The organism is Micromonospora sp. AKA38 (genome assembly GCF_027925725.1).
Lineage (GTDB): Bacteria > Actinomycetota > Actinomycetes > Mycobacteriales > Micromonosporaceae > Micromonospora.
The window spans coordinates 321,926-339,205 of sequence record NZ_BNEI01000003.1 but is presented as its reverse complement, the minus strand read 5'-3'; the positions used below and the strand labels follow the sequence as shown (position 1 = coordinate 339,205).

Here is a 17,280-nt window from a genome sequence, read left to right as displayed (position 1 = left end):
AACGACGAAGGGGGTACGCGGCCGGTGCCGCGTACCCCCTGTCGCCTCGGGCGTCAGAGACCGAGTTCGGCCTCGAAGTTGCCGGCCTCCAGCCGCTCCTTGACCGCGGTCAGGAAGCGGGCGGCGTCCGCGCCGTCGATCAGCCGGTGGTCGTACGACATGGCCAGGTAGACCATCGACCGGACCGCGATGACCTCGCCCAGCTCCGGGTCGTTGACCACGACCGGGCGCTTCACCACGGCGCCCGTGCCGAGCATCGCCGACTGCGGCGACGGCACGATCGGGGTGTCGAAGAGCGCGCCCCGGCTGCCGGTGTTGGTCAGCGTGAAGGTCGCCCCGGCCATCTCGTCCGGAGTGATCTTGTTGGACCGGGTGCGCTCGGCCAGGTCGGCGATCCGCTTGGCGATGCCGCCCATGTTGAGGTCACCGGCGTTGTGGATGACCGGCACGAGCAGCCCGCGCTCGGTGTCCACGGCGATGCCGAGGTGCTCGGCGGCGGGGTAGGTGATGGTGCCGCCGTCCAGGTCCATGCTGGCCTGGATGATCGGGTAGGTCTGGAGCGCCTCGATGGCGGCGAGCGCGAAGAACGGCAGGAAGGACAGCTTCACGCCGTGCCGGGCCTGGAACGACTCCTTGGCCCGGGCCCGCAGCTTGGCGACCTTGGTGACGTCGACCTCGACGACCGTGGTCAGCTGCGCCGTCTCGTGCAGCGACTGCTGCATCCGCTTGGCGATGGTCGCCCGGATCCGCGGCAGCTTCTCCGTGGTGCCCCGCTTGGCGCTCGGCTGCGGCTTGGCGGCCGGCTGGGCCGGTGCCTTCGCGGCGGGCTGCTGCTCGGCGGCGGCCGGCTGAGCCTTGGCGGCCTTCGCCTTCTCGGCCGCCTCCAGCACGTCCTGCTTGCGGATCCGGCCGCCCACGCCGGTGCCGTTGACCGAGCCCAGGTCGACGCCGTGCTCGGCGGCGAGCTTGCGGACCAGCGGCGTCACGTAGCCGGCGGCCTCCTCGCCGCCGCCCTGGGCCGGGGCGGTCGGGCGCTGCGGCGTGGCGGTCGGCGCGGCCGGCTGGGCGGCCCGCTCCGCCTTGGCCGGCTCGGCGGCCTGCTCCGCCTCGGCGGACGGCTCGTTGTAGGACATGCCCGGGGTGGGCTCCTCGACCTTGGGCTCGGGCTTCGGCTCGGCCTTGGGCTCCGGCTTCGGCTCGGGCTTCGCCTCCGCCTTCGCCTCCGCCTTCGGCTCGGCCTTCGGCTCGGCCGGCGCGGCGCCGGCCGCCCCGACGATCGCGAGCACGCCGCCGACCTCGGCGGTCTCGTCCTCGGCGACCTTGATCTCCAGCACGGTGCCGGCGACCGGCGACGGGATCTCGGTGTCCACCTTGTCGGTGGAGACCTCCAGCAGAGGCTCGTCCACCTCGACGGTCTCGCCGACCTGCTTGAGCCAGCGCGTCACCGTACCCTCGGTGACGCTCTCGCCCAGGGCCGGCATGGTCACCGGGGTGCCCTCGCCGGACGACGCGGCGGGCTGGGCCGGCTCCTCGACGGCCGGCTGCTCGGCCTCGGCCCCGGGCTCCGCGGCGGCCTGTGCGGCCTGCTCCGGCTCGGGGCCGGTGCCCTCGGCGGCGGCGGTCGGCTCGGTGTCCGGCTCGACCTCCTCCTTCGGGGCGCTGCCCGCGTCCTCGCCCTCGCCGGCGATGACCGCCAGCTCGCTGCCGACCTCGGCGGTCTCGTCCTCGCCGACGACGATCCGGCTCAGCACGCCCGCCGCGGGGGACGGGATCTCGGTGTCGACCTTGTCGGTCGACACCTCGAGCAGGGGCTCGTCGACCTCGACGGTGTCACCCTCCTGCTTGAGCCAGCGCGTGACGGTGCCCTCGGTGACGCTCTCGCCGAGCCGGGGCATGGTGACCGATACCGGCATGTTCTCCAGACTCCTTCATTCCCCTGGTGGGATCATCGCCCGTCGCCGGACGCCGCGGTTGTCGTGTCAGGCGTGCGCGTGCAGCGGCTTGCCGGCCAGGGCCAGGTGCGCCTCGCCCAGGGCCTCGTTCTGGGTCGGGTGGGCGTGCACCAACTGCGCCACCTCGGCCGGGTAGGCCTCCCAGTTGTAGATGAGCTGCGCCTCGCCGATCAGCTCGCCGACCCGGGCGCCGACCATGTGCACGCCGACCACCGGGCCGTCGTCCACCCGGACCAGCTTCACGTGGCCGGCGGTCTTGAGGATCTGGCTCTTGCCGTTGCCGCCCAGGTTGTAGTTGTAGGTCTTGATCTTGTCGGCGCCGTACTGCTCCTTGGCCTTCGCCTCGGTCAGGCCGACCGACGCCAGCTCCGGGTCGCAGTAGGTGACGCGCGGGATGCCGGCCTCGTCGATCACGGCGGGGTTCTTCCCGGCGATCTCCTCGGCGACGAAGATGCCCTGCTGGAAACCGCGGTGCGCGAGCTGGAGGCCGGGCACGATGTCGCCGACCGCGTAGACGTTCGGCACGCTGGTGCGCAGCCGCTCGTCGGTCAGCACGTAGCCGCGGTCCATCTTGACGCCCTGCTCCTCGTAGCCGAGGTTGGCGGTGGTCGGGCCGCGGCCCACGGCGACCAGCAGCAGCTCGGCCTCGACCGTGTCGCCGCCCTGGATGGTCAGCTTGACGCCGTTGTCGGTCTTCTCGACCTTCTCGAACGGCTTGCCGACCTTGAAGTTGATCTTCCGCTTGCGGAACGCGCGCTCCAGCGCCTTCGACGACTCCTCGTCCTCGGCGGCGACCAGCCGGGGCAGCGCCTCGACGATGGTCACGTCCACGCCGAAGGACTTCCAGACGCTGGCGAACTCGACGCCGATCACACCGCCGCCGAGCACGATCGCCGACGACGGGACGCGGTCCAGGGTGAGCGCGTGGTCGCTGGTGATGATCCGCTCGCCGTCGACCTCCAGGCCGGGCAGGCTCTTCGCGTACGAGCCGGAGGCCAGGATCACGTTGCGGCCGGTGTAGCGCTTGCCGTCCACCTCGACCACGTTCTTGCCGACCAGCTTGCCGGCGCCGGCCACGAAGGTGATCTTCTTGGCGCTGCCCACCAGGCCCTGGAGGCCCTTGTAGAGGCGGGAGATCACGCCGTCCTTGTACGAGTTGACCGCCGCCATGTCGATGCCGACCAGCTCGGCCTTCACGCCGAACTGCTCGGACTCACGGGTCTGGTCGGCGATCTCGGCGGCGTGCAGCAGCGCCTTGGTCGGGATGCAGCCGTTGTGCAGGCAGGTGCCGCCGAGCTTGCCCTTCTCGATGAGCGCGACGGAGAGATCCAGCTGGGCGGCACGCAGCGCCGCCGCGTAGCCGCCGCTACCACCTCCGAGGATGACGATGTCGAAGGTCGTGTCGTTCGGCTCGCTCACATCCAACTCCCAGGTCGCGTCGCTGCATCGGGGGTTACGGCGGAGTAACAGGCACACCCCACCTCGGTCATCTTGTCACCACCCCGGCCCGAGCGCGTACCGAGGTGCCCAACGACACGTCGGCGGCACGTACCCTTGGCATCGTCTTCGATGACGTCCGGGGGAGGAGTGGGTCCGGTGGCGCTGTTCCGACGACGCAAGCGGGTGGCCGCGGTGAGCCGTGACCGTGCCGCCGAGCGCGCCGATCTGGACCATCTCGAGAACTTCGTCCGCACCCGACGGGGCGTCGAGGCGTTCCTGGAGCCACGGACGACGGTCACCGAGACCACCGTCATGCTGATCGCCGACGACGGCGAGTGGACCCGGCGGCGGGTCGGCAGCCCGGAGGACGCCCGGCGTTGGGCGCACCGGACCGCCATCCCGATCTACGACGTGCGGCTGATGGGCTACCCCCAGCGCATGCGCGACTACAACGAGCGCCGCAAGCGCCGTCCCGAGCTGTTCTGAACGCCTCGGGCCGCAGGTGTCAAAAGGGGCCCCCTGTTATGCGGAATGCGTCAACAGGGGGCCCCTCCTTGCACCTCAGCCGTTGGCGGCTACGTCGTCGACCAGGTGGAGCAGGGTGCGGACCGGCACGCCGGTGCCGCCCTTGGCCCAGTAGCCGGTGGCCTCGCCGGAGTGGTAGCTGGGACCGGCGATGTCGATGTGCGCCCAGGCCACGTCGTCGGTGACGAACTCCCGCAGGAACACGCCGCCCTGGAGCATGTGACCGGCGCGGTCCATCCCGGCGTTGACCTGGGAGATGTCCGCGACGTCGGACTCCATGCCCTTGCGCACGTCGTCCGGCAGCGGCATCGGCCAGGCCGGCTCGCCGGTCGCGTCACCGGCCACCCGGACCCGCTCGCACAGCTCCGGGCTGCCCATCACGCCGGCGATCCGCTTGCCCAGCGCGATCACCTGGCCACCGGTCAGCGTCGAGGTCTCGAACAGGTAGTCGGCGCCGTCGGAGCAGGCCCGGGCCATCGCGTCGGCCAGGATCATCCGGCCCTCGGCGTCGGTGTTGAGCACCTCCACCTTCTTGCCGTTGAACATGCTGATCACGTCGCCCGGCCGGTAGCTGGCGCCCGACGGCATGTTCTCCGCCATCGGCAGGTAGCCGGTGACCGTCACGTTCGGCTTGAGCGCCGCCACCGCCAGCATGGCCGCGCCGACCGCCGCCGCGCCGGCCATGTCCGACTTCATCTCCCACATGCCCTGCGCCGGCTTGATCGAGATGCCGCCGGTGTCGAACGTGATGCCCTTGCCGACCAGCGCGACCCGCTTGCCGTTGCCGCCGCCGGGCGGCGTCCAGGTGAGCTTCACCAGCCGCGGCGGCGCCTCGGAGCCCTGGCCGACGGCGAGGATGCCGCCGTACCCGCCGGCCGCCAGCGCCGCCTCGTCGAGCACCTCGACCTCCAGCCCGGCCTCCCGGGCGGCGGTCGCCACGGCGTCGGCGAACGCCGGCGGGCGCAGCTCGTTCGGGGCGGTGTTGACCCAGTCCCGGCTGGTCCGCACCGCGCCGGCCACCGTCTGCGCGCGCTCGACCTCGGCCAGGGCGGTCGCGTCGGACGCGTCCGGCACCGCGACCAGCAGCTCGGACACCGGCTCGCGCCGGGCCGGCTGCGGCTTCGTCTTGTAGCCGGCGAACCGGTAGCCGCCGAGCAGCGCGCCCTCGGCGACCGCGCGCAGCGCGGCCGGCGCGTCGGCGTCGTCCGGCAGCGGCAGGGCGAGGGCGACGCGGGCCGCGCCGGCCAGCGCCCGGACCGCCGCGCCGGCGGCCCGGCGCAGGGACTCGGGGGCGGGCGCGGCGCCGGCGGGCTCCGGACCCAGCCCGACGGCGGCGACCACCGGGGCGGTCACCGTGCCGAGCGTGGCCAGCTTGATCACCTCGCCGGGGCCACCGGTCGCGCCGAGCAGGGCCAGCGTCTCGGTCAGCTTTCCGTCGAACGCGGCGGCGATGCTCTCCGCGCCGCTGGCCAGCAACAGGGCGCCGGCGGGTGCGCCGTCGCCCGGTCCGTTCGGCTGGCTGTGCACGCCGATCACGATCGCGTCGACGGGAAGTTCGGCGGGGTCGGTGTCGACCAGGCTGAGGGTGGTGCGGGGCGATGTCACGAAAGCTACTCCGGGCGGGCCGGGCCGGCCGCGTCGTCGCGTACCGGCGATGAAGGTCTCTCCGGCGGCAACCTACCCGCCGGAGGCGTGGCTGTCCCGCCGATGCGTACCGACGGGATCCCGCCGATGCTAACCACAGGGGTCCCGGCCGGTAAGTTGCCACCATGACCGAGGTGACCTCCGACGCTGCCGAGACCCGGCTGCGCCGTTCCCCGCTGCACGAGCGACACACCGCGCTCGGCGCGAAGTTCGCCCCCTTCGGCGGCTGGCAGATGCCGCTCGAGTACGCCGGCGGCGGCGTGCTCAGGGAACACACCGCCGTACGGACCGCTGTGGGCGTCTTCGACGTCTCGCACCTGGGCAAGGTCCGGGTCACCGGGCCCGGCGCGGCCGACTTCGTCAACGCCTGCCTCAGCAACGACCTCGGCCGGATCGCGCCCGGCCAGGCGCAGTACACGCTCTGCTGCGACGACGCCACCGGCGGCGTGGTGGACGACATCATCGCCTACCTGCACGCCGACGACCACGTCTTCCTGGTGCCCAACGCGGCCAACACGGCCGAGGTGGCCCGCCGGCTGCACGCCGCCGCGCCGGCCGACGTGACAGTCACCGACGAGCACGAGGCGTACGCGGTGCTCGCGGTCCAGGGACCGGGCTCGGCGGCGCTGCTCGACGCGCTCGGGCTGCCCACCGCCCACGACTACATGAGCTTCTCCACCGCCACGTCGGCCGGCGTCGAGCTGACCGTCTGCCGCACCGGCTACACCGGTGAACTGGGCTACGAGCTGGTCGTGCCCGCCGAGCACGCGGTCGCCGTCTGGGACGCGCTGTTCGCCGCGGGCGACGACGTGCGGGCGTGCGGGCTGGCCGCCCGGGACACGCTGCGCACCGAGATGGGGTACCCGCTGCACGGGCAGGACCTGTCCCTGGAGATCACCCCGGTGCAGGGCCGCTCCGGCTGGGCGGTGGGCTGGGACAAGCCGGCCTTCTGGGGCCGGGCCGTGCTGCGCGCCGAGAAGGCCGCCGGACCGGCCCGTACGCTGCGCGGGCTCGCCGCGGTCGACCGGGCCATCCCGCGCCCCGGCATGGCCGTCTACGCCGGGGACCGCCGGGTCGGCACCGTCACCAGCGGCACGTTCAGCCCGACGCTCAAGCACGGCATCGCGCTCGCGCTTGTCGACACCGACCCGAAGTCGCCCGACGGCGAGGAGTTGACGGTGGACATCCGTGGCCGGCGGGCTCGGATGCGCCTGAGCAGGCCGCCGTTCGTCCAGCCCTCGGTGCGCTGACCGACCCGGGTCAGCCCTCGCCGCGCTCGCCGGCGTCGAGGACGGCCTGGGTCCAGCCGCCCTCCAGCACACCGGTGCCGTCCAGCACGGCCCAGTCGACCACGTCGGACGCCTCGACCACGACCGGCGAGCCGATCCGCACGCTCGGGTCGGTGGTGGCGTCGGTGGCGCTCGCGCCGACGATCCGTTCCGGGGCGTCCCACGAGGTCACCCCGGCCCAGACGTACTCCGGGCCGTCGTCGCCGGGCAGGCCGTACTTGACCACGAGTTGGCTCTCCGCCGGCAGCCCGCCGGCCAGGAACCGGGCCCGGATGTCGCCGAGCGCGGACCGGGCGGTCGCCACCGCCCGGCTCATCGCGTCGTCCGTGCGGGTGTAGCGGACGTCGGGCTGGATGCCGTTGAACAGCGTCGCGCAGGCGGCGGCGAAGTAGCGGCCCGGCGGCCCGGGATGCCCCGGCGGCGGGTTCAGGCTGAGGAACGAGTCGGCGTCCGGGTCGGTGGCCGGGTCCAGTTCCAGCCGGAGCAGCACCGGCGCGGTCGCGCCGTGCTGCTCCGGATTGCCGTACGCGACCGCGATGTCGTGCCCGGTCACCGTGGCCAGCACCGGGAGCTGCACGAACGCCGGCACCTCCTCGCCGGCCAGCCCGTCGGTCCAGTCCCGCAGCAGCCGCCGGGCCGCGCCGGTCATCACCGCGCCCCAGGCCCGGGTGAGGTGGTCCGGCACGCCCTGGGCCTGCAACTCCAGCAGCCCGAACCGGCGCAGCCCCTTGGTGGTGAACCAGAGCCCGTCGGCGTCGGACGAGTAGGGCACCAGCACCCAGTCGACCAGCCGGATCCGGCCCTGCTCGTCCGGCAGCGAGCGCAGCGCCGCCGCCGGGTCGAGGAACTGGAGGCCGAACACGTCGACCACGTCCCCGCCGACCGTCTCGGCGATGGCCGCGGCCACCGCCCGGGCCGCCCACTCGTGCGCCGGCGGCCAGCCGGGCCGGTACTCCGCCTGCACCACCACCAGGTGGGTGGCGGCGGCCAGCCGGGCGAGCTGCTCGTCGGTGGCGCCGAACGCGGCCAGCAGGTCCGGCGGAAGCTCCGGGAACTCGCTTATCGATCGCGTGTCCACGCTCATCAGCGGGCTGTCCAGCATCTGCTTGGCCAGCCCGTGCACCGGCCCGGCCAGCCGGCCGGTCAGCCCCTCCACCGCGGTCTTCGGGCTCACCCGGGGCAGCCCGTCGATCGGCACCAGGTAGGTCGCGTCGAGCGACTCCGGCACCGGTACGGGCAGGAAGTCGTCCGTGATGAGCATGCCGTCTCCCTCGACCACGCCGGTGCACTCACCCGAACGCTACCCGGCCGACCGGGCGACGATCAGCCGGTCAGCACCAGTCCCAGGTAGGACAGCGTGGTGACGACCTCCACCAGGGCCCCGAGGACGTCGCCGGTGATGCCGCCGAAGCGGCGTACCAGGTGCCGGAGCAGCCCGGCCGCGACGGCGAGCGCGCCGAGCACGGCGAGTGGCCCCTGCCACGGGCGGCCCGGCGCCGCCGGCACGGCCAGCAGCGCCACGGCGACCGCGCCGAGCGCCACGACGCCCCACCCCACCGTGCCGGCGACCAGCGCGCCCAGCCCGTCCGGCCGGGCCGCCGGCACGCCACGGCGGCAGGCCAGGGCGACTGCCAGCCGTCCGGCCGCGGTGGCCGCGACCACCGCGGCGAGTGCCGCGACCGCGTCCCGCCCGACCAGCTCCGCCAGCACCGTTGTCTGGAGCAGGAGGACGACCACCAACGCGACCACCCCGAACGGGCCGACGTCCGGCTGCTTCATGATCGCCAGCGCGGCCGGCCCGCGCCGGTACGACCCGAGCGCGTCCACGGTGTCGGCCAGCCCGTCCAGGTGCAGACCCCGGGTGAGCAGCGCGCCCAGCCCGACCGTCACCCCGGCGGCGACCAGCGGCGGGGCGAGCGCCCCGGCCAGCAGCAGCGCTCCGCCGAGCACCGCGCCGAGCAGCGCGCCGACCGCCGGGGCCAGCGCCATCGCGGTGCCGGCGGTGGCCCGGTCGACCCGGCCGGCGCGTACCGGCGCGGTGGTGAACGTGGTCAGCGCCAGCCGGACGCCGTCGGCGAGCCGGCGCTCAGTCGGCACGTCGGCCGGGCGAGACCGGCTGGTCGTACCCGACCGTGGTCGGACCCGGTCCGGCCGGCTCCGGCTCGGCGAAGTCCGGCTCGTCGGACCCGGTCGTGGTCGGGCCCGGTCCGGCGGGCGTCGGCTCGGCGAAGGCCGGGCCGGCCGGCGCGTCGGAGTCGGCGCCGCCCAGCGACGGGTGCACCGGCAGCGAGGCGGCGAGCGTCAGCGCCGAGCGCAGCAGCGGCAGCGCGGCCAGCGCGGTCGCCCCCTCGCCCAGGTCGAGGCGCAGATCCAGCAGCGGAGTCAGGCCGAGCACGTCGGCGGCGAGCCGCACCCCGGGCCGGCCGCCGTGGTCGGGCAGCAGGCACCAGTGTCGGGCCTGCCCGGCCAGGTCGCGGCTGACCATGCCGGCGGCGGTGCCGACCGGCCCGTCGAGCAGCACCGGGACGCGCCGGGCGGTGGCCCCGAGCAGCACGCCGGTGGCTGTCGCGATGTCGCCGCCGCCCAGCTCCGCCAGGATGTCCTTGGCCTCCCGGGGGGAGCGTCGGGTGCGGTGCAGCGCGTCCCGGACCGCCGCGCAGCGGACCATCCAGGCGTTGTCGTCGATCTCGCCCTGGTCGTTCACCACCCGACCGAGCACCGCCGGTGGTTCCGCGCCGGCGGTGGCCGCCAGCACCGCCGCGGCGGCCGCCTCGGCGCCGGCCCCGCACGCCGCCAGCACCAGCAGCTGTACGCCCGCGTCGGCGGCCTGCTCGGCCAACCGCCACCCGTAGCGCAGCGCGGCCTCCACCTGCTCGCCGGTGAGCGCCGGGCCGTCCTCGAACGGCGCCGAGGCGGGTGCCTCGACGACCTGGAGGCTGGCGCCGTTCTCGGCGGCCAGCCGGGCCAGCGCGCCCCGGCCGGCGCGCGCCTGGCGGGCGCGCCGCGCCGACTCGCCGGCCACCGCGCCGGCCGACGCGCCGCCTTCGTGGTCGCCGTGCAGCAGCAGCACCCGGACGGCGGCCCAGGGACGCGGGTTCGCGCTGCCCTGGGTGGCGGCGGCGAAGCCGACCACCTGTTCCAGCACGCCCAGGCCGGCGCCGGGAACGTCGAGCGTGGCGAGCCGGTCGACCGCCTGCGGGCCGGTGTAGTCGTCCGGCATCGGCAGTTCCATGCCCGGCTGGATGACCAGGCCGGTGGCGATCATCGGCAGCGCCATCGTGGGTGCCGCCCAGTCGCCGGCGCCGGCCGGGCCGGCCGGCACGCCGGCCGGTGGCGGCGTCGCGGCCGGGGTGAGCACCTCGGGCAGCGCCACGTCGTCGACGCCCCGACCGACGGCCGCGTGCCGTGGCTCGGGCGGCGCGCCGACCGTGCCGGCCGGGTGGATTCCGCCCGTGGCGGCGGTTACGGCTCCGGCTCCGCCCGTGGCGGCGTCGGTCGCGGCCCCGGCCGGGGCGGTGGCGTCAGCCGGGGCGTGGGCCGCCGGCACGGTCGGGAGCGACGCGGCGGGCGGCTTGAGCCAGGCGGTCTGCCCGGCCACCACGAGCGCGACCGCGTCGCAGGCGTCGGCCACCGCCCGGTTGGTGGCGCCCAGCGCGTCGGTGAACGCCCGGCCCAACGGCGTGGTGGGCACCAGGGACAGGCCCACCTCCGGGCTGACCAGCACCAGCCGGGCCTCGCTCGCCCGCACCGCGGCGGCCAGCTCGGCGACGGTGGCGGTGTCGTCGGCCGGCTGGTGGGCCGGGTCGAGCAGCACGGTGACCCAGCCGCCCAGGTCGTCCACGAGCAGTGTGTCGTTCGGGCCGGCGGCGGTGATCACCTCGGCCAGCCGGCCCGGATCCGTCGCGGTCTCCTCGGTGGTCCAGCTTCCCGGCCGCCGGGCGCGGTGCGCCGCGAGGCGGGTCGCCCACTCGGTGTCATCAGGATCCCCGGCCGGGGCGGTGGCCACGTAGCGGACCATGGGCGCGTCGGCGACCAGGGACTCGGCGAACTCGGACTTGCCGGAGCGGATACCGCCGAGCACCAGGAGGGTGTGCCACCCGTCAACGGACATGCCCGTACCTTAGTTCTCCCGCCCCCGTCCCGCCCCACCCCCTCCCAGCGCCGATCTTGCGGTTGCTGCCCGCCGGACGCGGCAAATGCCCCGTTCTGTCGGGGCAGTAACCGCAAGATCGCGGGAGCGGTGAGGGCTGTGGCGCGACGGGCCGACTAGGCTTGCGGGGGTTTCCGGTCCTGCGGGGCGACGGGCGGCGAGGGGAGACGCGGCATGGCGTGGAGCTGGCGGTACGAGGGCGCGAACGGCGACCCGGTCGACGGGCCGGGCGAGTCGTTCCCGAGCCAGGCGGACGCCGAGTCCTGGATCGGCCAGACCTGGCGGGAGCTCGCGACATCCGGCGTCACCTCCGTCGTGCTGGTCGAGGACGACCGGGTGGACTACCGGATGAGCCTGCAACCCCCGGCCGAATGACGGGCTACGACCGCCCGGGCGACCCGCTGATCCTCGGCGTGCCCCGGGCGGCGTTCCGGCCCAGCCCCATCTTCCTGGCCCTGGTCGCGCTCTTCGCGGCCGGCGGGGTGATGACCTGGAACCGGTACGGCAACGTCCGGTTCGACGTGTTCCTCTTCGTGGTCGCCGGCTGGCTGGTCTCGCTCTGCCTGCACGAGTACGCGCACGCCGTGGTCGCGTACCGGGCCGGCGACCGGGACATCGCCCACCGGGGCTACCTGACGCTCAACCCGCTGAAGTACACCAGCCCGCTGCTGTCGATCGTGTTGCCGGTGGTCGTGGTGCTGCTCGGCGGCATCGGTCTGCCCGGCGGCGCGGTCTGGGTGGACCGGCACGCCATTCCCGGGCGGCTGCGGCACACCCTGGTCAGCCTCGCCGGGCCGGCCACCAACGTGGTGTTCACGCTGGTGCTGGTGGCGGCCGTGACGTGGGGGCCGGCGCTGGGCGGGCCGCTGGAGTTCTGGGCCGGCGTCGGGCTGCTCGCGTTCCTCCAGCTCATGGCCAGCGTGCTCAACCTGCTGCCGGTGCCGGGCCTGGACGGCGGCAACATGATCCAGCCCTGGCTCAGCCCCGCCTACCGGCGGATGTACGACCTGTTCGCCCCGTACGGGTTCATCCTGCTCTTCGCGTTGCTGTGGAGCCCGCGCATCGGCGGCGCGTTCTTCGGCGGGGTCTTCGCGGTCGGTGACGCGCTCGGCCTCCCACCGGACCTCTACCGGCTGGGCCTCTACCTGATCCGGTTCTGGCAGGGCTGACGGGCCCGCCGTCCGGGCGACCGGCCCGGCGGGGTGTGCGCCGGTCGTCCCCGGGCCGACGGCGACGCCGGCCCGGGGACGACTGACGTCACGGACGCCGCGCCGGGCTGTCCGTCTTCGCCGGGTCCCGCTCGACGACCGGCTCGACGATGTCGTCGATCGCCTTGAGCAGGCCGGCGTCGAGCTTCACGCCCGCCGCCTTCACGTTGTCGTGCACCTGCTCGGGCCGGGACGCGCCGATGATGGCCGAGGACACGTTCGGGTTCTGCAGCACCCAGGCGACCGCGAGCTGCGCCATGGTCAGCCCGGCCTGCTCGGCGAGCGGCTTGAGCTGCTGCACCCGGGTCAGCACCTCGTCGGACATCCACCGGGCGATGAAGTTCGCGCCGGACTTCTCGTCGGTGGCGCGGGAGCCGGCCGGCGGCGGCTGGCCGGGCAGGTACTTGCCGGAGAGCACGCCCTGCGCCATCGGCGACCAGACGATCTGGCCGATGCCCAGCTCCTCGCTGGCCGGGATCACCTCGGCCTCGATGACCCGCCACAGCATCGAATACTGCGGTTGGCTGGAGACCAGCGGGATGCGCAGCTCACGGGCGAGCGCGTGCGCCTCGCGCAACTGCGCCGCCGTCCACTCCGAGACGCCGATGTAGTGCGCCTTGCCGGCGTGCACGACGTCGGCGAACGCCTCCATCGTCTCTTCCAGCGGGGTGCTGACGTCGAAGCGGTGGGCCTGGTAGAGGTCGACGTGGTCGGTCTGCAGGCGGCGCAGCGAGCCGTCGATCGACTCCATGATGTGCTTGCGGGACAGGCCACGGTCGTTACGGCCCGGCCCGGTCGGCCAGTAAACCTTGGTGAAGATCTCCAGCCCCTCGCGGCGCTCGCCGGCCAGCGCGCGGCCGAGCACCGACTCGGCGCGGGTGCCGGCGTAGACGTCGGCGGTGTCGAACGTGGTGATGCCGTTGTCGAGGGCGGCCCGCACGCAGGCGACCGCCGCGTCCTCCTCGACCTGCGAGCCGTGGGTGATCCAGTTGCCGTACGAGATCTCGCTGACCATCAGGCCGGAGCGGCCCAGGTGTCGGAATTCCATGGTCCGACCCTAACTCCGCCCGGCGGCGGGCACCCGTTGTGGCTCCCCGGGTCAGAGCACCGGGTTCGCGTCGGCGAGCAGTCGGTCGATCTCGGCGGCCACCGCGGCCCGGCCCGGGTGCACCGGGTCGATCAGCGGCTCGCCGTGCCGGTCCAGCGCGCCCCAGCGACCTGCCTCGGTGGTGACCAGGAACGCCACCGGGTGGATCACCAGCGTCGGGTACGCGGGCGCCACCCGGACCCGGCCGTGCCGGTCCACCACGCCCCGCCGGCCGGCCAGCTCGACCACCGCCAGCCCCTCCTCGGTGAAGCCGTCCAGGTGCCGGCCGTCGGCCAGAAGCGTGCCGAGACCGTGGTAGCGGGTCGGCACCACCACCTCGCCGGCGTGGTCCACCGCCCCCCAGCCGCCGTTCTGCCGCACCGCGGCCAGACCGTTGCGGAACGGCCGGACCTCCTCGTAACCGGGCGGGATCTGCACGATGTTCGTCCGGTCGACGGCCATCCACCGGCCCTTGCCGTCCATGCTCACCCACGACAGGCCCTCGGCGAACGCGCCCACCGAGCGGTAGCCGTTGTTCGCCTCGATCAGCGCCGCCCCCGACGTGTCGATCAACGCCCAGCGGGACGCCTCCGGCCGTCGTACCCAGGCCAGTCCCTCGTGGAACGGCTGCACCTCGGCGTACCGGTGCCGGATCACCAGCTCACCGTCGGCGTCCGCGTACCCCCAGAGCTCCTGCTCCTCGTCGAACGTCGCCACCGGGTACCGCGGCGTGCCGAGCACCTCCGACCGCCCGCGCGGCGCCGGCCCGAACCCGTCGCGCGCCGCCCGCGCCGCGACCGCGTCCAGTGCGACCAGGGTCCGGGCGTTCAGCGCCGCGTCCTCGCCCCGGCGCAGGTCCAGCGCCCGCTCGAAGTGCAGGCACGCCTCGGTCAACCGACCCTGGTCGTAACAGCAGCGACCGGCGTGCTCGTGCAGCAGCGCACGCAACCGGTCCGGCAGTTCCGCCGAGTTGGCCTCGGCGAAGAGCCGGTCGGCCTCCGCGTACTCGCCCCGCCAACGCAGCACCTCGGCCAGCCGGGCGCGGGCCAGCGCGGTCCGCCGCAACTCGCCGGTGGCCTCCGCGTACGTGAGGGCCAGCCGCGCGTCGGCGACCGCGTCGTCGGCGTCACCGAGGACCCGGGACGCCACCGCACGCAGGCTGAGCAGCCGGGCCCGGCTGCGGTTGTCCAGCGCGGTGTCGAGCTTGCCGGTGAGCCCGTCCCGGATCCGCCGCAGCTCCGCCGGATCGGGCGCCTCCTCGCGCAGCGTCTCCGGGTGCAGCCGCCAGCCGACCGCGGCCAGGGCCCGCTCCGGGTCCACCGGACGCGCCGGCGCCGGTTCGTCGCCCGCCGGCCCCGATTCCGGGGTACGCGCGCCAGCCGGCCCGTCGGCCTCGTCCACACGTACCGGTCCGGCGTCGGCACGTGTCGACGCCGGACCGGTCGGCTCGGGTGCGCCCCGCCCTCCGCCGGTCGTGCCGGTGCTGCCGGTGCTGGCCGTGCTGGTCGTGTCGTCGGCTCGGGTCGTGTCGGTGGTGCTGGTCGTGTCGTCGGCTCGGGTCGTGCGGGGGAGAGGGAAGCCGGCGGGCGTGGCGTGGGCCTGGGCCGTGCCGGAGACTTCGGTGCCGGTGCCGATGTCGATGTCGCCGGTCCGGGGCGTGCCGGTGGGGCTCGTGGCGGTCGGGGTCGGGCTGCCGGCCAGGGTCGTGCCGGGGGCACGCGAGCCGGTGGTAGCGCCGTCCATCCGGGTCGGGCCAGCGGGCTCCGGGTCGGTCGCGGCGACGCTCCGGGCGGCGTCGGGCGAACTCGCGGACGCCCCAACCGAATTTTCTCCGGCCGGGGCGGCGCCGCTGGAATCCACGGCGGTCGACAGCAGAGGAGCCGAATCTTCTGCGGCAGCGGCTGGACGACGCGGCTCTTCCTCAGCGCGGGTTGCCCCGACGGGTCGCTCCTCGCCGGCCCTCGTGACACGTCGGTCCGGTACCGGTCGGAAGCCGTCTCCCGGCTCACTGCCGCGCGCGCCGTCCTCGACCGCCCTGTCGTCGCTCGGGGCGTCGCCGGTCAAGCTGTCGTCGGTCGGGACGTCGTCGGGCAGGGTGTCGTCGGTCGCGTTGTCGGCGGCCCGCTCGTCGAGGGTCGGGCCGTCGGCGGCCCGCTCGTCACCGGTCGGGGCGTCCATGATCGGCGCGGAGCCGGGTGCGGCGGCGTCAGCGGGCAGGTCGCCCGGCCCCACCCGCCCGCGCCCGTCGCCGTCCGCACCGGTGCTCCCGGTCCCCGACGACGGCGTGGCCGGGTCCGCTGTCGCTCCCGAAGGGACGGTCATGCCGGCGACCGCCGTGACCTGCGCCGTGGCATCCGGGTACGCCACGGCGTCGGTCCCGGTACCCGGCTGGACGTGGGCGACCGCGTATGCCGTGGCGTCGGTCTCGGTGCGCGGTTCGTCGGCGACGATCGCGTGCGGTGGGTCGTCGGTCACCGCGTCTGACCCGAGGTCGGTGCCCGGGCTCGCGTGCGGCGCATCGTCGGCCACCCTGACCAGCGCGTCGTCGACCACCGTGACCGGCGCGTCGTAGGTGCCCGTGTGTGGCGTGTCGCCGACCAGCGCGCCCGGCGCATCGTCGGCCACCGCGTTCGGCGTGTCATCGGTGCCCGTGCCCGTGCCCGTGAGCGGCGCGTCGTCGGCCACCGTGACCGGCGCGGCGTCGGCCCCGGTGCGGGTCGCCGCGGCATGGCTGGTCGTGCGGGCGTCCCGGTCGTCGGTGAACGCGTCGCTACGGGTGGCGGTGCGGGCGTCCTGGTCGTCGGTCAACGCGTCGACCTGGCCGGGCCTGACGGTGTGGTCCGCGGTCGGCTCTCCGGCCGGTGCCGGCCGGTCGTGACCGGCGGAGGGTACGGAGCCGGTGGTCGGGACAGCCGGCGTGGGGGTTCGAGGGTTGGCAGACGGAGTGGGCGGTGTCGGCGTCGGGGATTCAGCAGGCATCGACGCCGGGGACGCCGACGGACGCGCGTCGGGAAGCGTCACCTCGGTTGCCGCGGCGGCGACCGGTTCGGCCGGCGGGTCGACATGGTCGACGGAGGTGGAGGTGGGCCCGGTGTCTTCGGCTCGTTCGGTGGTCCGGGACGCGGTGCCGATTCCGGACACGACCGCCGAGTCGTTCACGCTCTCAGGTCGATAGCGGTCGCCGGTCACACCCGTCGGTTCGGCGGGCGCGATCGAAGCGACCCGCCGCTCCGGTCCGGCCTGCGCGGCAGCCGGGTTCTCGTCCGCCGGCACGACACCCGGGTCCTGATCCGCCGGTGCGGCAGTCCGGGCCTGGTCGGTCGGTACGGCAGTCTGAAGCCGGTCCGTCGGCGCGTGGCCGGTCGGGGAAGTGGCGGGGACAGGCTCTGCCGGCAAGGTCGCCCCGGCGGAAACGGACGGCGCAGCCTGTGCTTCGGCACGGTCCGTGTCGCTGGGCTGGCCGTCACGCCCGCCGGTCGTCGTCGGCTTGCTCGGCCGGAACCATGCCTCCGAACCGGAGTCCTTCGGCTGCGGTGCCGGATCCGCCTCGGGTACCGGCGGGCGGTACCGGACAGGCTCCCGCCGGTCCTGATCCGGGTCGGCAGCCGTGCCGCCGGTTGTCGCGCCGGTTGTCGGGCGTTCATTCCCGGCCGAAGTGGCCGGCCCGGTGTGGGGCGTTCGAACCTCGGCCGGACCGGAGGAGCCGGATCGGGCCGTGCCACTTTCGGATGTCTGCCCGGATGTGGGGCCGGCATAGGCAGGCGGAGCCGGGCGAGCGGGAGCGGTCGGGGCCGGCGCGTCGGCCGCCACCCCGGGCGCGGACGCCCGTGCCGCGGGTGCCGCCGACCGGCCGGTTCCGGGCACGCCGGTTCCGGGCACGCCGGTTCCGGGCACGCCGGTTCCGGGCACGCCGGTTCCGGGCACGCCGGAAACCGGAGCGGTGGCGGCCGGTCCGGTGGGGACCCGGCGATCCTGTTCGGCAGCC

Annotated in this window: 12 protein-coding genes; 4 read left to right on the top strand and 8 right to left on the bottom strand. The window is 74.8% G+C overall.

The window, feature by feature from the left end:
- Positions 1-53 precede the first annotated feature (53 nt).
- Positions 54-1,913: a 2-oxoglutarate dehydrogenase, E2 component, dihydrolipoamide succinyltransferase gene (gene sucB, locus TPA0908_RS09925; RefSeq protein WP_281936791.1), complete on the bottom strand. Its 1,860-nt coding sequence runs from the start codon at positions 1,911-1,913 to the stop codon at positions 54-56.
- 66 nt (positions 1,914-1,979) lie between these two features.
- Entirely contained in the window at positions 1,980-3,371 is a 1,392-nt protein-coding gene (lpdA, locus tag TPA0908_RS09920; protein ID WP_281936789.1) for a dihydrolipoyl dehydrogenase, read from the bottom strand.
- Between the two features lie 177 nt (positions 3,372-3,548).
- On the opposite strand from lpdA, the gene TPA0908_RS09915 reads away from it, so the two are divergent.
- Positions 3,549-3,878, top strand: a complete 330-nt coding sequence (locus TPA0908_RS09915) for a hypothetical protein (protein ID WP_107161658.1) — start codon at positions 3,549-3,551, stop codon at positions 3,876-3,878.
- Positions 3,879-3,953: 75 nt separating this feature from the next.
- Here the strand turns inward: TPA0908_RS09915 and TPA0908_RS09910 are convergent, their stop codons facing one another.
- The gene (locus tag TPA0908_RS09910) at positions 3,954-5,522 is read right to left on the bottom strand and encodes a leucyl aminopeptidase (RefSeq protein WP_281936786.1); all 1,569 of its coding nucleotides are present in this window, start codon (positions 5,520-5,522) and stop codon (positions 3,954-3,956) included.
- 164 nt (positions 5,523-5,686) lie between these two features.
- Here TPA0908_RS09910 and gcvT point away from each other — a divergent pair, with 164 nt between their 5' ends.
- On the top strand, positions 5,687-6,811 hold the full coding sequence (gcvT, locus tag TPA0908_RS09905) for a glycine cleavage system aminomethyltransferase GcvT (protein WP_281936784.1): 1,125 nt from the start codon (positions 5,687-5,689) through the stop codon (positions 6,809-6,811).
- A gap of 10 nt (positions 6,812-6,821) precedes the next feature.
- On the opposite strand, the gene TPA0908_RS09900 is transcribed toward gcvT, so the two are convergent.
- From TPA0908_RS09900 to TPA0908_RS09890, 3 genes are all read right to left on the bottom strand, one after another.
- Positions 6,822-8,111: a DUF2314 domain-containing protein gene (locus TPA0908_RS09900; RefSeq protein WP_281936782.1), complete on the bottom strand. Its 1,290-nt coding sequence runs from the start codon at positions 8,109-8,111 to the stop codon at positions 6,822-6,824.
- Positions 8,112-8,173: 62 nt separating this feature from the next.
- A complete protein-coding gene (locus TPA0908_RS09895; protein ID WP_281936780.1) occupies positions 8,174-8,947 on the bottom strand; it encodes an adenosylcobinamide-GDP ribazoletransferase in 774 nt (257 codons plus the stop codon).
- Positions 8,937-10,961: a bifunctional adenosylcobinamide kinase/adenosylcobinamide-phosphate guanylyltransferase gene (locus TPA0908_RS09890; RefSeq protein ID WP_281936778.1), complete on the bottom strand. Its 2,025-nt coding sequence runs from the start codon at positions 10,959-10,961 to the stop codon at positions 8,937-8,939. Before TPA0908_RS09890 ends, TPA0908_RS09895 begins: the two co-directional genes overlap by 11 nt.
- Positions 10,962-11,174: 213 nt before the next feature.
- Between TPA0908_RS09890 and TPA0908_RS09885 the strand changes: the two genes are divergently transcribed.
- Positions 11,175-11,375 carry a hypothetical protein gene (locus TPA0908_RS09885; RefSeq protein WP_107159991.1) on the top strand — a complete coding sequence of 67 codons (201 nt, stop codon included), beginning with the start codon at positions 11,175-11,177 and terminating at the stop codon, positions 11,373-11,375.
- Positions 11,372-12,169 carry a site-2 protease family protein gene (locus TPA0908_RS09880; protein ID WP_281936775.1) on the top strand — a complete coding sequence of 266 codons (798 nt, stop codon included), beginning with the start codon at positions 11,372-11,374 and terminating at the stop codon, positions 12,167-12,169. The genes TPA0908_RS09885 and TPA0908_RS09880 overlap by 4 nt, the downstream gene beginning before the upstream one ends.
- Before the next feature lie 88 nt (positions 12,170-12,257).
- Here TPA0908_RS09880 and TPA0908_RS09875 read toward each other — a convergent pair whose 3' ends face one another.
- On the bottom strand, positions 12,258-13,256 hold the full coding sequence (locus tag TPA0908_RS09875) for an aldo/keto reductase family protein (protein WP_281936773.1): 999 nt from the start codon (positions 13,254-13,256) through the stop codon (positions 12,258-12,260).
- A gap of 51 nt (positions 13,257-13,307) precedes the next feature.
- The gene (locus TPA0908_RS09870) at positions 13,308-16,103 is read right to left on the bottom strand and encodes a WG repeat-containing protein (protein WP_281936771.1); all 2,796 of its coding nucleotides are present in this window, start codon (positions 16,101-16,103) and stop codon (positions 13,308-13,310) included.
- Between the last annotated feature and the right edge of the window lie 1,177 nt (positions 16,104-17,280).

Coding starts and splice junctions, on each gene's coding strand:
- TPA0908_RS09885 (WP_107159991.1), top strand. CDS start 11,175: ATGGCGTGGAGCTGGCGGTACGAGGGCGCGAACGGCGACCCGGTCGAC.
- TPA0908_RS09900 (WP_281936782.1), bottom strand. CDS start 8,111: ATGCTCATCACGGACGACTTCCTGCCCGTACCGGTGCCGGAGTCGCTC.
- TPA0908_RS09890 (WP_281936778.1), bottom strand. CDS start 10,961: ATGTCCGTTGACGGGTGGCACACCCTCCTGGTGCTCGGCGGTATCCGC.
- sucB (WP_281936791.1), bottom strand. CDS start 1,913: ATGCCGGTATCGGTCACCATGCCCCGGCTCGGCGAGAGCGTCACCGAG.
- TPA0908_RS09880 (WP_281936775.1), top strand. CDS start 11,372: ATGACGGGCTACGACCGCCCGGGCGACCCGCTGATCCTCGGCGTGCCC.
- gcvT (WP_281936784.1), top strand. CDS start 5,687: ATGACCGAGGTGACCTCCGACGCTGCCGAGACCCGGCTGCGCCGTTCC.
- TPA0908_RS09875 (WP_281936773.1), bottom strand. CDS start 13,256: ATGGAATTCCGACACCTGGGCCGCTCCGGCCTGATGGTCAGCGAGATC.